We start from the raw sequence: 12259 nt of genomic DNA, 5'->3' as shown, positions 1-12259 counted from the left end.
TATCAGGACTGGAAGGCGACCACCATGTCAACCGCGCTCACACCCTCCGCCGGCATCCCCTCACCCGCAGCCGATCCCGTGGTTGCCCGTACCGCCGGCATCCGGCACCTGCTCGCCATCGGCGTCGCGATGTTCGCGCTGCCGTGGCTGGTCTGGGGGTCGGCCATCGCCCAGGCACACGACCTCATCGGCTGGCGTCTGCCACAGGGCATCGCGTTGTGGGTGCTCACCCCGTCGATCGCCCTGGTCACCGTGCTGCTCGGCGGTCGCCCGGCCCTGCGCGACCTCGGCCGTCGGCTCATCGCCTGGCGGGTATCGCCGGCCACCTACCTGCTCGCGCTGGTCACCCCCATCGGCGTCGCGGCGGTTGCCGTGGCGCTCGCCGCGGCCGCCGGCCACCACCCGCAGCTCGGCGTCATGATGAGTCCGCCGGCGGCACTGGCCTACCTCGGGTACGGCATCGGCCTGTACCTGCTGACCGAGGAGGCCGGCTGGCGCGGGCTGCTGCTGCCCCGGCTACAGACCCGCATGCGCCCTGTGTGGGCGAACCTGCTCCTCGGCGTCGTCTGGTCCGGGTGGCACTACCCGCTGCTGCACGTGCCCGGCGAGAGCGACAACGGCCTGCCGTTCGCCGGCTTCCTGCTGTTGACCACGAGCACCACTGTCCTCATCGGTGCGCTGTTCAATGCGGCCAGGGGCAGCGTGCTCATCGCCGCGCTGTTTCACGCCGCCTTCAACGCCACCTACAGCTACGCCGGTGTCGTCGGCCCGGACCACACTCCGCTGTGGACGGCGGCCGCCGCCTCGGCCGTACTCGCCGCCGTGGTGTGCGCGGCCACCCGCGGCGATCTCTACCGGCGCTGATCCGGCCCATCGCCGCTGCCCCTCGCGCCGCCAGGAAATCCCCCGGTCAGGAGACCGTCCGGTCAGGGACGGCATCGCGGAGGAAATCGGCGGTGCCGGGGTCTGCGGGGTAGAACGACTCGATGGCGAGCTCGGCGACCGTGATGTCGAGCGGGGTGCCGAAGGTCGCCACGATGCTGAAGAACGACAGTTCCCGGCCCGAGGAGTGCTTGAGCCGCAGGGGGACCATGATGTCGCCGGGCCCGGGCAGCTCGATCTCCGGCTCCGGCTGGTCGCAGGGGTAGCCGTGAAGTTCCGCGTACAATTCGCCGAGTTCGGCGTCGCCGGTGAGTGAGATCTGCCGCCTGAGCCGGCCGAGCAGGTGAGCGCGCCACTCGCCGAGGTTGACGATGCGGGGGGCGAGTCCCTCCGGGTGAAGGCTCGCCCGCAGCACGTTCGTGAGCAGGTCGGGGTCGACATCCTCGGCGATCAGGCCGATGGCCGCGTTGGCGTCGACGAGGTTCCAGCCCCGGTCCACGACCACCGCGGGGTAGGGCTCATGCGCGGACAGCAGCCGCCGGATCGTCTCGCAGACCGCCGTCATCTGCGGGGAGTCGAGCGGGGACTCCGTGTAGGCCGGGGCGTAGCCGGCGCTCAGCAGCAGGTGGTTCCGCTCGCGCAGCGGGATCTCGAGGTGCTCGGAGATGTGGAGGACCATGTCACGGCTCGGCCGGGCCCGGCCGGTTTCCAGGAAGCTGAGGTGGCGGGTGGATATCTCGGCCTGGATCGAGAGCTCGAGCTGGCTGAGTCTCCGGTGCTCGCGCCAGTGGCGGAGCAGTTCGCCGAACGGCCGCTGATAGATCTGGGCTGCTGTCACGGTCCCGACGCTAGCCGGGGGACCGGGGCGGGACGATTACCTCGCGGGTAAACATCTCCGCCACCCGGCGGCGAGCCCGGGCCGGTGCCGGTCACTGCCAGCGGAACAGCCGTGCCGCCGCGAGACCGGCCACCACCGCCCATCCGGCGAGTACGGCGAGATGGAGCAGCTGGGGGGCATGACCGGCGAGTGCGTCCGTGAGCCCCTGGCCGAAGGCGCCGGCCGGGGTGAAGTCGCTGATCCGGCGGAGGACCTCGGGCATCATTTGCCGCGGCAGCCACATGCCGCCGAGGAAGAGCAGCGGGAACAGCACGGCCGCGCCCGCGCCCTGGACGACCCGGGAGTTCGGCGCCACCGCGGCGAGGCACAGGCCGACGGCGAACAGCGCCGTTGAGCCGAGCACGAAGACCCCGGCGAACGTCCAGAACGCGCGCGGAGCCGGAGTGTCGAGGACCAGGTGACCCAGGCTGAGGGTCAGGGCCGTCGCGACGACCGACACACCCACGTTGATCACGAGCTGGGCCGCCAGCAGCGAGCTCGGCCGTACGGGCGTGGTGGACATCCGGCGGAGTACGCCCCGCTCCCGATACATGACCAGGGCCGTCGGCAGCGCGCTGAGCGCGAGCAGCATGACCGACAGGAGGACCATCATGCCGGGGAACTGCGCGTCCACGGGGCGCTGCCCGCCGAGCGCGGGGTCCGGCTTGCGGAAGTCGGGGATCGAGCTGCCCAGAGCCAGCAACAGCGCCAAGGGGAGTATGACTGTGGAGAAGACCGCGGCGGGCTCGCGGAGGAAGAGCTTCGTTTCCACAGCCGCGAGCCGGGCTGTAGCGGGGATGGTCACCATGTCTTGTATCTCCTATGCGGCGGGCTGGTCGGTGGGCTGGTCGGCGGGCTGGTCGACGGGTTCGCCGGTGAGGGCGAGAAACGCGTCGTCGAGCGTGGTCCGCTCGACGCGGAGGTCGGACATCAGGGAAGCCGGCAGTGCGGACATCACGGCGGGGAGCAGGTCACCGGTGCCGATGACCACGACCTCGACGGCGTCATCGGCTGCCGCGGCCCGACCCCTCCGCCGCGGTTGTGCTGGGATGCCGTCGGTGTTCGTCGTCACGGACGACACCTCCGGGAGCGCCGGCAGGCCGTCGACCGGCTCGCGGGTACGGAACGTGAGGCGATGCTCGCCGCCCGCCCGGGCGATGAGTCCCTCCGGGGTGTCCACCACGAGGATGCGCCCCGCCGAGATGATCGCGACGCGGTCGCACAGCCGCTCGACCTCCTCCATGAAGTGCGTGACCAGGATCACGGTCACGCCGCGGTCGCGAATGCGCTCGATCAGCTCCCAGGTGTCCCGCCGCGCCTGTGGATCGAGACCGGTGGTGAGCTCGTCGAGGATGGCGATCTTCGGGTCGCCGACCAGCGCGAGCGCGATCGACAGCCGCTGACGCTGCCCGCCGGACAGCTTCGCGAAAGGCGTACGCGGATCGAGGCCGGTCTCCTCGAGCAGTGCTCGCCAGTCGGCGGGCTGGGAGTAGAACGAGGCGTAGAGGCTGAGCGCTTCGCCGACCCGGATCTTGTCGGGCAGCGAGCAGTCCTGTAGTTGCACCCCGACCTGTTGCTTCAGGTCGGCTTCCACGCGGATGGTCCCCGATGTCGGGGTGCGCAGGCCGGTCACGCATTCGACGGTTGTGGTCTTGCCGGCTCCGTTGCGGCCGACGATGCCGAAGATCTCACCCTCCTCGACGGAGAACGAGACGTCTTCGACCGCCACCCGGGTGCCGTACGTCTTGCGAAGGTTGTCCACAGTAATGATCGCCATGTGGACGACGGTAGGAGTCTGGCGGCTTCGCGGGAATGCGGCTGGGAACCCGGCCGGGGTGTAGTTATCCCCACCCCTTTCCGGCGTTCAGGGTCACTGCGCGACGATCTCGTCCTGGCCCACACTGGCGGTGACAGGAGAGGTGGGCAGATGGATCTCAACCGGATGAGAACGGCAGGCAGCAGGACGCTCACGGCAGTGGCCAGGGGCGTCGCTCTTTTCGGTGTGGCCGTGCTCGGGCAGGTCGTCGCCGTCGTGATGCTGGGGGCCGTACTGCTCAGCTTCGGCCTGGGGATGGTCTTCCTGTTTCCGCCGGCCGTACGGCTCACGCGCGCGATGACCGGGCTGAACCGGCGGCTGGCCCGCGCGTGGTCGGGGGTCGAGATCGAAGAGCCGTACCGCCCGGCGCCACTCCCGCCGGTGCCGTACCCGGACGGGTGGTACCGCGAGGGGCGGAACCTCTACAAGACGCCGATAATGCCGGCGTTCAACCGGCGGCTGAACTGGGTGCTGAAGGACCCGGCCACCTGGCGCGATTTCGCGTACCTGCTGAGCGATGTGTGGTCCGGCGGCCTGGCGGCCGCGGCTCCCGCGCTGATCGTCGCATTGGGCGCGGTGCAGCTCGCGGCGGGCACCGGCCTGCTCTGGCCCGTGCTCGCTCTGCTCGCCCTGGTCACCGCACCCTGGGTGGCCCCGTGGGGCGTGCGCGTCCACGGACGCCGCGCGCACGCCCTGCTGGCTCCGACCGAGAAGGCGAGGCTCGCGCGGCGGGTGGATCACCTCGCCAGGACACGGGTCGAGGTGGTGGACTCGCAGGCCGCCGAGCTGCGGCGGATCGAGCGTGATCTGCACGACGGGGCCCAGGCGCGACTGGTCGCCATCGGCATGACGATCGGCGCGGCCGAGCAGCTCGTCGTCTCCGACCCGAACGCGGCCAAGGCGCTGCTCGCCAAGGCCAGGGAGGCTTCGGCGACCGCGCTGCACGAGTTGCGCCAGGTCGTGCGCGGCATCCACCCGCCGGTCCTGGCCGAGCGCGGCCTCGGCGACGCGGTGCGCGCGCTCGCCCTGGACAGCCCGCTGCGCGCGCACGTGACCGTCGAACTGCCCAGGCGCCCCCAGGCCCCAGTCGAGTCCGCGGCCTACTTCGCGATCAGTGAGTTGCTCGCCAATGCCGTACGGCACGGCGACGCCACCGAGGCGTGGATCGACATCAGCCACCGCGGCGGCAACCTGCGGATCAGTGTCAGCGACAACGGGCACGGCGGGGCGGATCCGGCGCGCGGCACGGGCCTTAACGGCATCGAACGCAGGGTCGCGGCGTTCGACGGCGTGCTCGTGGTGAACAGCCCGGTCGGCGGTCCGACCACGGCTGTTCTGGAGCTGCCCCGCGCGCTGGGCGCGACGCTCACGCCGGTTCCCGCGTGGAAGAGCGTGACCATGGCCCTGTGTTGGACACTGTGCTGGATTCCCATCTTCCCGCAGGGGGTCGTCCCGATGGTCATCAAGCTCACCGGAAACCCTGAAAAGGGAAAGTCGTGGTTCCTCGCGCTTCATCTCCCTGAGCCGTTCCAATGGCCGGTGATCGCTGGCATGATCGCTCTGGGAGGTGCCATGTTCACGGTCGCCGCGGTTGTCACCGCGCGGCAGAAGCGAGCCGAGGAGGGGGCGTGCGGGTAGTCCTCGCCGAAGACCTTCATCTCCTGCGGGAGGGCCTGGTCCATCTGCTCGGCGCGTACGGCTTCGACGTGGTCGCGGCCGTCGAGTCCGGTCCCGAACTGCACGCCGCCCTTATCAGGGAGCGTCCCGATGTGGCCGTCGTCGACGTACGGCTCCCGCCGACTTTCACCGACGAGGGCCTGCAGGCGGCGCTGGCGGCGAGAAAGCAGGTCCCGGGGCTGCCGGTCCTCGTGCTGTCCCAGCATGTCGAGCAGCTCTACGCCAGGGAGTTGCTGGCCGACGGCTCGGGCGGGATCGGCTACCTGCTCAAGGACCGCGTGTTCAACGGCGAGCAGTTCGTCGACGCGGTGCGCCGCGTGGCCGCCGGGGGCACGGCCATGGATCCGGAGGTCATCGCGAAGCTGCTGGCCGGCAACGCCCGAGACGAACGGCTGAGCGGGCTGACGTCGCGCGAGCGTGACGTGCTGGAACTCATGGCCGAGGGGAGATCCAACGTGGCGATCGGGCAGCGGCTCTATCTGAGTGAGAGCGCGGTCGGCAAGCACACGGCCGGCATCTTCGCCAAGCTCGGCCTGGCCCCCTCGGACGACGACAACCGCCGCGTCCTCGCCGTGCTGGCGTTCCTCAACAGCCGGTAGTGCTCAGGCCGGGCGGCGCGGTTCTCTCAAGCCGGTCTTGCGAGCCCGGTCTTTTCTGTCGGTCCGACGGGCTACCTTTGCAACGAGACGCGGACCGGGAGAGCAGGAGGCCAAGGTGAAATTCCAGGTGAACAGCAGTGTGCTCGCCGAGGCCGTGACCTGGACCGCCCGCGTGCTGCCGGGCAGGCCCGCCATCCCCGTGCTGTCGGGACTGCTGCTCGAGGCGGGCGAGGGCCTGTACGTCTCGGCCTTCGACTATGACGTGTCCGCTCGCGCGCAGATCGAGGCCGATGTCGCCGAGCCGGGGCGGGTCCTGATCCCGGGCCGGGTCCTGGCCGAGATCACCAGAAGCCTCCCGGACCGCCCCGTCGAGATCGCCAGGAGCGGTGCGGAGGCCGTGCTGCGCTGCGGCAGCCTGGAATACAGTCTGCTCACGCTGCCGGACGAGGACTTCCCGAAGCCGCCCGCCATGCCGCCGAAGATCGGCGCGGTGGGTGGGAGCGCCTTCGCGAGCGCGGTCGGCCACGTCGCCGCCGCCGCGAGCCGGGACGAGACGCTGCCGATGCTCACCGGCATCCGGGTCGACATCGACGGCGTGCGGGTCACGATGGCCGCCACCGACCGTTATCGGATCGCGGCCGAGGACTTCCTGTGGCACCCCGAGCGGCAGGACGAACGACACGGCGTGGTGGTGCCCGCAAGGGTCCTGGTCGAGGTGGCACGTGCACTGCGCGGCGGTGAGGTTTCGATCGGGCTGAGCGACAACGTCGCGGGTTTCGTGAGCCAGGGCCGCACCACCACGGTGAGGCTGCTCGACGACCAGTTCATCGACTACCGATCGCGGCTCTCCCAGCAATGGGCGATCCACGCCGACCTGGCCGTCGCCCCCTTCGCCGAGGCCGTCAAGCGGGTGGCTCTGGTCGCGGAGCGCAACACGGCCGTACGGCTCTCCTTCTCCCAGGGCCAGGTGCAGATCCAGGCCGGCGGCGGGGAGATCGGCCGGGGAACCGAGATCATCGAAGCGGATCTGACAGGAGACGACATCCAGATCGCGTTCCAGCCGCACTACCTGCTCGACGGCCTCAACGGAGTCGAGACCGAGTGTGTGCGCCTCCACATGGACTCACCGACCCGCCCCGCCCTGATCACGAGCGAGGCGGGCGACTCCGGTTTCCGCTACTTAGTCATGTCCCTCCGCCTCGCCTGAAGGCTGCGGTCGCTTAGCGCTGCGGTCGCCCAGATGGCGCCTCGCGGCGTCGCTCAGGCCGAGGCCGTCACGTTCTGCGAATCGGTCAGGTTCTGCGTGTCGGTCAGCGCGATCAGGATGTGCTCCATGCACGCGTGGCCAGCCCGCTCCGCTGCCGTGGCATCTCCTGCGACGATGGCCCGCACGATGGCGTCGTGGGGGATGTAGTTCTGCTCCAAGGAACCGCCCGCCGCCGCGATGCTCGCCCGCAGCGCCGCCGAGAAGTCGGTGTAGAGATCAATCAGTACGTTGTTGTGCGTCGCCTCCACGACCGTCACATGGAAGGCCAGGTCCGCCTCGACGAACTTCTCGGGGTCGCCGTTCGCCCATGCCTTTTCGCGCTCGCTCAGCGCCGCCTCGATGGCGGCCACGTCCTCGGTGGTGCGCCGGGTAGCCGCAAGGCGGGCCGCCTCGACTTCGAGCGCGCGCCGAACTTCGAGGATCTCCAACTGCTCAGCCGCTCGCAGTCGTCGGGCCATGGCACCTGACAGCTCGCTCGTGGCCCGGACATAGGTCCCGTCTCCCTGGCGGCACTCCAGAAGTCCCGCATGGGTCAGCGCTCGCACCGCCTCGCGCACGGTGTTGCGACCGACTCCGAGCTGCTCGGCGAGAACCGTCTCAGTGGGGATCTTGGCATGCATCTGCCAGGAACCGGAGGTGATCTGCTCCTTGAGCTGGTCGATCACCTGGTCCACCAGAGACGCCCGCTGCGCCGTCCGCAGACTCACACTCAGCCTCCTTCGGGTGCCGGTCATCCGATGATTGAATGACCGGTCAACCCTAATTATTCCAGAGCCTCCAGACCATCGCCGGGGGCTCCCAGGAGGCTTATCGGATCAGCATGGCCGAAGAGGTGGAGCCCGGTATGTGCACGCGGATTCCCACGGCTTCCAGGGCCCTACGATATGCCCCGGCCTGCTGATCGACCTCACCGGCCTGTCCCCACAGGTCACCGAGCCTGCGCCAGGCCCGGGCGGTTTCCATGCCGGGGAGCGCCGTGTCGCTGCCGAGCAGGTCCTGGGCGCACCGCAGCGCCGGAGCCGCGTCGCGGGAGCGTGCCAATGCGACTTCGGCGAGCACCAGATGCGCGGTGGCGGCCGTCGTCCCGCGGATGGCGACCAGCAGATCCAGTGCCTGCTCGGCGAGATCCACCGCGGATTCCGTGTCGCCACCGCGAAAACGCACATGACTCAGCACGATGAGACTGCGGGCATGCTCGGCCTTCTCCCCGGGAAAAGCGGAGAAGACACCTGTCGCGGAGGCGGCGAGCTCGTTGGCTCGGTCCAAATCCGCGTCCCCGGTGTCGACGGCGATCCACGCCCAGCGCATCGCGATCCGTGCGCGGCGCACCGCGATCCGAGCGTTCCTACCCGCCGACAGGGCGTCCTCCGCGAGGCGGACGGCCAGCGCGGAGTCCTCTCCCTCGGCGGCGGCCACGCTGGCCTGCCACAGGGCGAGCACCTCGGAAGTCTGATCGACGGCCTTGGTCACCTGTGTCGCCGCGAGTACGCGCTCGACGTAGGGCAGGCCGCTCTCGGTCTCCACGAGCGCGAGTGCCAGCTCCATGGCCAACTCGCCCTCGGCGATGCCGAGCCGGTCGGCCTGAGCGAGGGAGTGGGCACCGAGATCCCGAGCTCGCAGCCGGTCGCCGGCCCGCTGGTAGCACCGGCACAGCGAGACCACCAGAGGAAGGTCGGCGAGGCGCTCGGGGTGTGCGGCCGCCTCCCGGCGGAGCCGTTCGTAGGCCTCAACCGCCCGTCCGGTGCGCCCCTGCGCCTCCAGCGCGCGGGCCACGCCGACACGCGCGTGCGCGGCCAGCATGGCGTTGTCCTCGCCCGCCGCCTTCACTATGTCGCCGAATCGGTCGGCGGCGGCGGCGGGGTCGCCGTGATAAAGCTCGAGCTCGGCGTGTCGGAGGCCGAGCTCGGTGTCGATGCGCTGGCGAGGCTCTATCCCGTGAAGCAGGAACTCAGTGGTGCAACCGAGCCGCTCGGCGAGGAGGCGCGCAACGACTGGAGTGGGCGTCCGCTTTCCGGACTCGATGAGTGAGACGTAACTGTCCGACAGGTCGGGCCCGGCCAATTGGGCCTGGGACATGCGCCTGCTCAACCGCAATCCACGGACGCGGTCACCGATGGTTCCCTGACTCGGCATCTGATCTCTCAGGGCGGGGGATGGTCAATGATGGGGCCATAATGGCATGAAGCCGCCGAATCGTGTAACCCTCCACCAAGAATCACCCGGTGAAGGTTCGATCACGGTTGTCGTGAAGGGTTGGATGGAGGGATGGGTCAGTCGTCGTCCGAGTCCTTGCTGGGGAAGATCATTTGGCAGACTTCTAGGTACAGGGTCTCGGGGTAGGGGATGTAGGTCACGGTGCTCAGCGCCTGATCCTGGCCGGCCGACTCCATGACGAACTCGCCGTAGCCGAGCATGCGGCCGAGGAGTGAGCGTTTGAAGCTCATGTCGGTGACCTTGGCCAGGGGCATCATCGCGACCTTGCGCGTGATCAGTCCGGTGGTGAGGAGCATGCGCGCGGAGGTTACGACGAAGTAGTCGACCGACCACTCGGCGACCTTCCACACGAACCGGATGAGGAGTAGCAGCCAGGCCCACCAGATCAGGACGAGGGCCTGGCCCGCGCCGCTGTCGCTCAGCCATTTGCTGAGCAGACCCGCGAGGATCAGCCCACCGAAGATCTCGGCGACCGGTCTGAGCAGGACGGCGGGGTGGCGCCTGACCATGATGACTTGTTGCTCGTGGGGGAGGAGGTAACGGTTGACCGACGACGGGGCGGAATCCCCGTGGGTCACAAGTCTCATGTCAGGGTGGCGAAGAACTGAGCCATCGAGTTGGCCGCGCTCACCATGCCGTTGAGCGCTCCGTGGACCGTCCGGGCCGCGTCAGTCGGCCTTGTCAACAGGTAGAAAGCCACCAGGATGATGGCCCCCCACTTGAGGACCTTCTTGGCTTGCACCGCCGTCACCACTCCCATGACCTATACATTACCCAGTCGCCCGGTTCGGTAAAGCGGTTGAAGCCGCCGAACATCGAGCCATGATCAACCGTTGCCGTCGTCCCGTTTCCCGCGGACCGCACCGGCCTTCACACCGCCTGGCGTTCGTCACGTGAACACGAAGAGACGTCTTCATAACTCTACGTACCCATATAAGCGCGTAGTGTAACCGAGTCGCGCATGACGTGACCGGGGGATTCACCACCAGAGGGTTCTCACCGAGAGGACAGGGGAATGTGGCCTGAGCGGTAGATCAGGCCGAGCCGGTCAGATGACGACGATCAAACCCGTCCATCAAGCCCCGCCGACCTCCGTTCATGCTGGTCAGACGGCCCCATCCGACGCCCCGATCAGACGCCCCGATCAGACGACGCCGTAGAGACGGTCTCCGGCATCGCCGAGACCGGGCACGATGTAGCCCTGCTCGTTGAGCCGCTCGTCGAGGGCGGCGGTCACTACGCGGATCGGCTTGCCGGTGCCGCGGAAGGTCTCGTCCATGTGCGCGATCCCCTCGGGCGCGGCCAGCAGGCAGATGGCGGTGACATCCTGCGCCCCGCGATCGAAGAGGAAGCGGACCGCCGCGGCAAGCGTGCCGCCGGTCGCCAGCATCGGATCGAGCACATAGCACTGTCGTCCGGACAGGTCCTCCGGCAGCCGGGTGGCGTACGTTTGGGCCTTCAGCGTGGACTCGTCGCGGATCATGCCCAGGAAACCCACCTCGGCCGTCGGCAGGATCCGGGTCATGCCGTCGAGCATGCCGAGCCCGGCACGCAGGATCGGCACGACGAGCGGCGCCGGGCGGGTGAGCCGTACGCCACGGGCGGTCACGAGCGGCGTTTCAACGGTGACGTCGGTGACGCGGACGTCACGGGTGGCCTCGTAGGCGAGGAGCGTGACCAACTCGTCGGCGAGTCGGCGGAACGTCGGCGAGTCGGTCCGCACGTCACGGAGTGCGGTCAGCTTGTGGGCGACGAGCGGGTGATCGACGACGAGGGTCTTCATGGCAGGAAAAGTTACCGTGTCCAGGGCGGATCATCGACGTCGTCTGACTCTTTTGATCACAATTTGGGGTGACCGGCGGGCGGGAGAGGGCCGAGTCTGGGACGATTGCGTGACGTGAGGATCGTGCCGGTGGGGATGACGATGACAGACGACGTAGACGCGCTTGACTTCGCCATCGTGGTCTATCGTGAGGATGATCGCTGGGAGGCTGAGATGCTTCCCGTCGCGCTCACCTCCGACCTGCACGGACTCCTCCACGCTCTCCGCCAGACGCCGAGCATGGGAACCACGATTGGCATGGTCGCGGTGGGGGATGACTTCTTTGTGGTGTTACGGGTTTTCGGCGAACGGGTGAGTGTCTTCCTCTCGGACATCACCGCGGCATGGGACTGGTCGCTCGCGCGGCAGGTGCTCGAATACCTCGACGTGCCGGTTCCGGAGGATGAGGATCTCGACGGCGTGTACCCGGCCGGGGATCTGTCCATCTTCGCCGACCTCGGACTCGACGAGATGGAGTTGGGGGCGCTGTCCGGCGACCCCGATCTGTGGCCGGATGAGGTGCTGTCCAGCATCGCCGCGCGGCTGGGCTTCTACCAGCCGTTCGAACGCGCCGTCGACGCTGCCATCGGCTGACCTCGGGAGACGGCGATGCCCTCGAGATCCAACCTCTTCTCCGCGGCCTTCACCAGGACCGGCGGTCGCTGGACCGGCGCCGAGGTCGACCTCGGGGAGGCCGAGATAGCCGACGACCTGGGCGACGCGGCGCAGGAGGCGCTCGGGCTCAGCGGCGACGAGTTGGTTCTGCTGTGCGTCGAGGTCGAGGACGAGTGGTTCGCGATCGTCCGCCACGAGGACGACTTCGACCCCCGTGTGTTCATCTCCGACGCCCATGCCGCGCTGACCGATCCCCTCGGGGAGATCTTCGGTGAGCTCGCCGGAGTCGCCGTGGACGCGGACGCGCCCGACCTCGGCATCCGTCCGGTGGGCGACCTCGAGTTGCTCACGGATTTCTCGTTGAGCGCCGAGGAACTGCTGGAGCTCAGCATGGAGGAGGGCGTGCTCCCCGCGGAGATCCTGTCTCTCATCGCCGAACGCCTCGGGTTCGCCGACGAGCTCGACCGGCTGCGGTGAACGAGGGCCCGGT

Annotated in this window: 14 protein-coding genes; 6 read left to right on the top strand and 8 right to left on the bottom strand. The window is 68.9% G+C overall.

Annotation, left to right across the window (positions count from 1 at the left end; translation table 11 throughout):
• Positions 1 to 24 precede the first annotated feature (24 nt).
• Complete coding sequence (locus ACFHYQ_RS19145; RefSeq protein WP_394302525.1) at positions 25 to 864, top strand: CPBP family intramembrane glutamic endopeptidase; 840 nt, start codon at positions 25 to 27, stop codon at positions 862 to 864.
• 46 nt (positions 865 to 910) lie between these two features.
• Here ACFHYQ_RS19145 and ACFHYQ_RS19140 read toward each other — a convergent pair whose 3' ends face one another.
• The 3 genes from ACFHYQ_RS19140 to ACFHYQ_RS19130 all read right to left on the bottom strand — a co-directional run bounded on the left by ACFHYQ_RS19140 (position 911) and on the right by ACFHYQ_RS19130 (position 3536).
• Entirely contained in the window at positions 911 to 1720 is an 810-nt protein-coding gene (locus tag ACFHYQ_RS19140) for a helix-turn-helix domain-containing protein (protein WP_394302524.1), read from the bottom strand.
• A 91-nt stretch (positions 1721 to 1811) separates the two neighbouring features.
• Positions 1812 to 2567, bottom strand: coding sequence for an ABC transporter permease (locus tag ACFHYQ_RS19135; RefSeq protein WP_394302523.1), 756 nt, complete (start codon positions 2565 to 2567; stop codon positions 1812 to 1814).
• A gap of 12 nt (positions 2568 to 2579) precedes the next feature.
• On the bottom strand, positions 2580 to 3536 hold the full coding sequence (locus ACFHYQ_RS19130) for an ABC transporter ATP-binding protein (protein WP_394302522.1): 957 nt from the start codon (positions 3534 to 3536) through the stop codon (positions 2580 to 2582).
• 150 nt (positions 3537 to 3686) lie between these two features.
• Here ACFHYQ_RS19130 and ACFHYQ_RS19125 point away from each other — a divergent pair, with 150 nt between their 5' ends.
• From ACFHYQ_RS19125 to dnaN, 3 genes are all read left to right on the top strand, one after another.
• Positions 3687 to 5213: a sensor histidine kinase gene (locus ACFHYQ_RS19125; protein ID WP_394302521.1), complete on the top strand. Its 1527-nt coding sequence runs from the start codon at positions 3687 to 3689 to the stop codon at positions 5211 to 5213.
• Positions 5204 to 5851: a response regulator transcription factor gene (locus ACFHYQ_RS19120; RefSeq protein ID WP_394302520.1), complete on the top strand. Its 648-nt coding sequence runs from the start codon at positions 5204 to 5206 to the stop codon at positions 5849 to 5851. Before ACFHYQ_RS19125 ends, ACFHYQ_RS19120 begins: the two co-directional genes overlap by 10 nt.
• Before the next feature lie 115 nt (positions 5852 to 5966).
• Entirely contained in the window at positions 5967 to 7058 is a 1092-nt protein-coding gene (dnaN, locus tag ACFHYQ_RS19115) for a DNA polymerase III subunit beta (RefSeq protein WP_394302519.1), read from the top strand.
• A 53-nt stretch (positions 7059 to 7111) separates the two neighbouring features.
• Here dnaN and ACFHYQ_RS19110 read toward each other — a convergent pair whose 3' ends face one another.
• The 5 genes from ACFHYQ_RS19110 to upp all read right to left on the bottom strand — a co-directional run bounded on the left by ACFHYQ_RS19110 (position 7112) and on the right by upp (position 11115).
• Positions 7112 to 7825, bottom strand: coding sequence for a FadR/GntR family transcriptional regulator (locus ACFHYQ_RS19110; protein ID WP_394302518.1), 714 nt, complete (start codon positions 7823 to 7825; stop codon positions 7112 to 7114).
• 100 nt (positions 7826 to 7925) lie between these two features.
• Positions 7926 to 9251 (bottom strand): helix-turn-helix domain-containing protein, encoded by a 1326-nt coding sequence (locus tag ACFHYQ_RS19105; protein ID WP_394302517.1) that lies wholly within the window; start codon positions 9249 to 9251, stop codon positions 7926 to 7928.
• Positions 9252 to 9388: 137 nt separating this feature from the next.
• The gene (locus tag ACFHYQ_RS19100) at positions 9389 to 9919 is read right to left on the bottom strand and encodes a PH domain-containing protein (protein ID WP_394302516.1); all 531 of its coding nucleotides are present in this window, start codon (positions 9917 to 9919) and stop codon (positions 9389 to 9391) included.
• Positions 9916 to 10092, bottom strand: coding sequence for a hypothetical protein (locus ACFHYQ_RS19095; RefSeq protein WP_204016886.1), 177 nt, complete (start codon positions 10090 to 10092; stop codon positions 9916 to 9918). Before ACFHYQ_RS19095 ends, ACFHYQ_RS19100 begins: the two co-directional genes overlap by 4 nt.
• A gap of 384 nt (positions 10093 to 10476) precedes the next feature.
• A complete protein-coding gene (upp, locus tag ACFHYQ_RS19090; protein WP_394302515.1) occupies positions 10477 to 11115 on the bottom strand; it encodes a uracil phosphoribosyltransferase in 639 nt (212 codons plus the stop codon).
• A 135-nt stretch (positions 11116 to 11250) separates the two neighbouring features.
• Here upp and ACFHYQ_RS19085 point away from each other — a divergent pair, with 135 nt between their 5' ends.
• A complete protein-coding gene (locus tag ACFHYQ_RS19085; RefSeq protein ID WP_204016936.1) occupies positions 11251 to 11748 on the top strand; it encodes a tRNA adenosine deaminase-associated protein in 498 nt (165 codons plus the stop codon).
• Between the two features lie 15 nt (positions 11749 to 11763).
• Entirely contained in the window at positions 11764 to 12246 is a 483-nt protein-coding gene (locus ACFHYQ_RS19080; RefSeq protein ID WP_394302514.1) for a tRNA adenosine deaminase-associated protein, read from the top strand.
• Positions 12247 to 12259 lie beyond the last annotated feature (13 nt).

The organism is Sphaerimonospora cavernae, from assembly GCF_042435035.1.
GTDB lineage: Bacteria > Actinomycetota > Actinomycetes > Streptosporangiales > Streptosporangiaceae > Sphaerimonospora > Sphaerimonospora cavernae.
The sequence above is the reverse complement of the archived record's forward strand: the minus strand, read 5'-3'. Positions and strand labels throughout refer to the sequence as shown.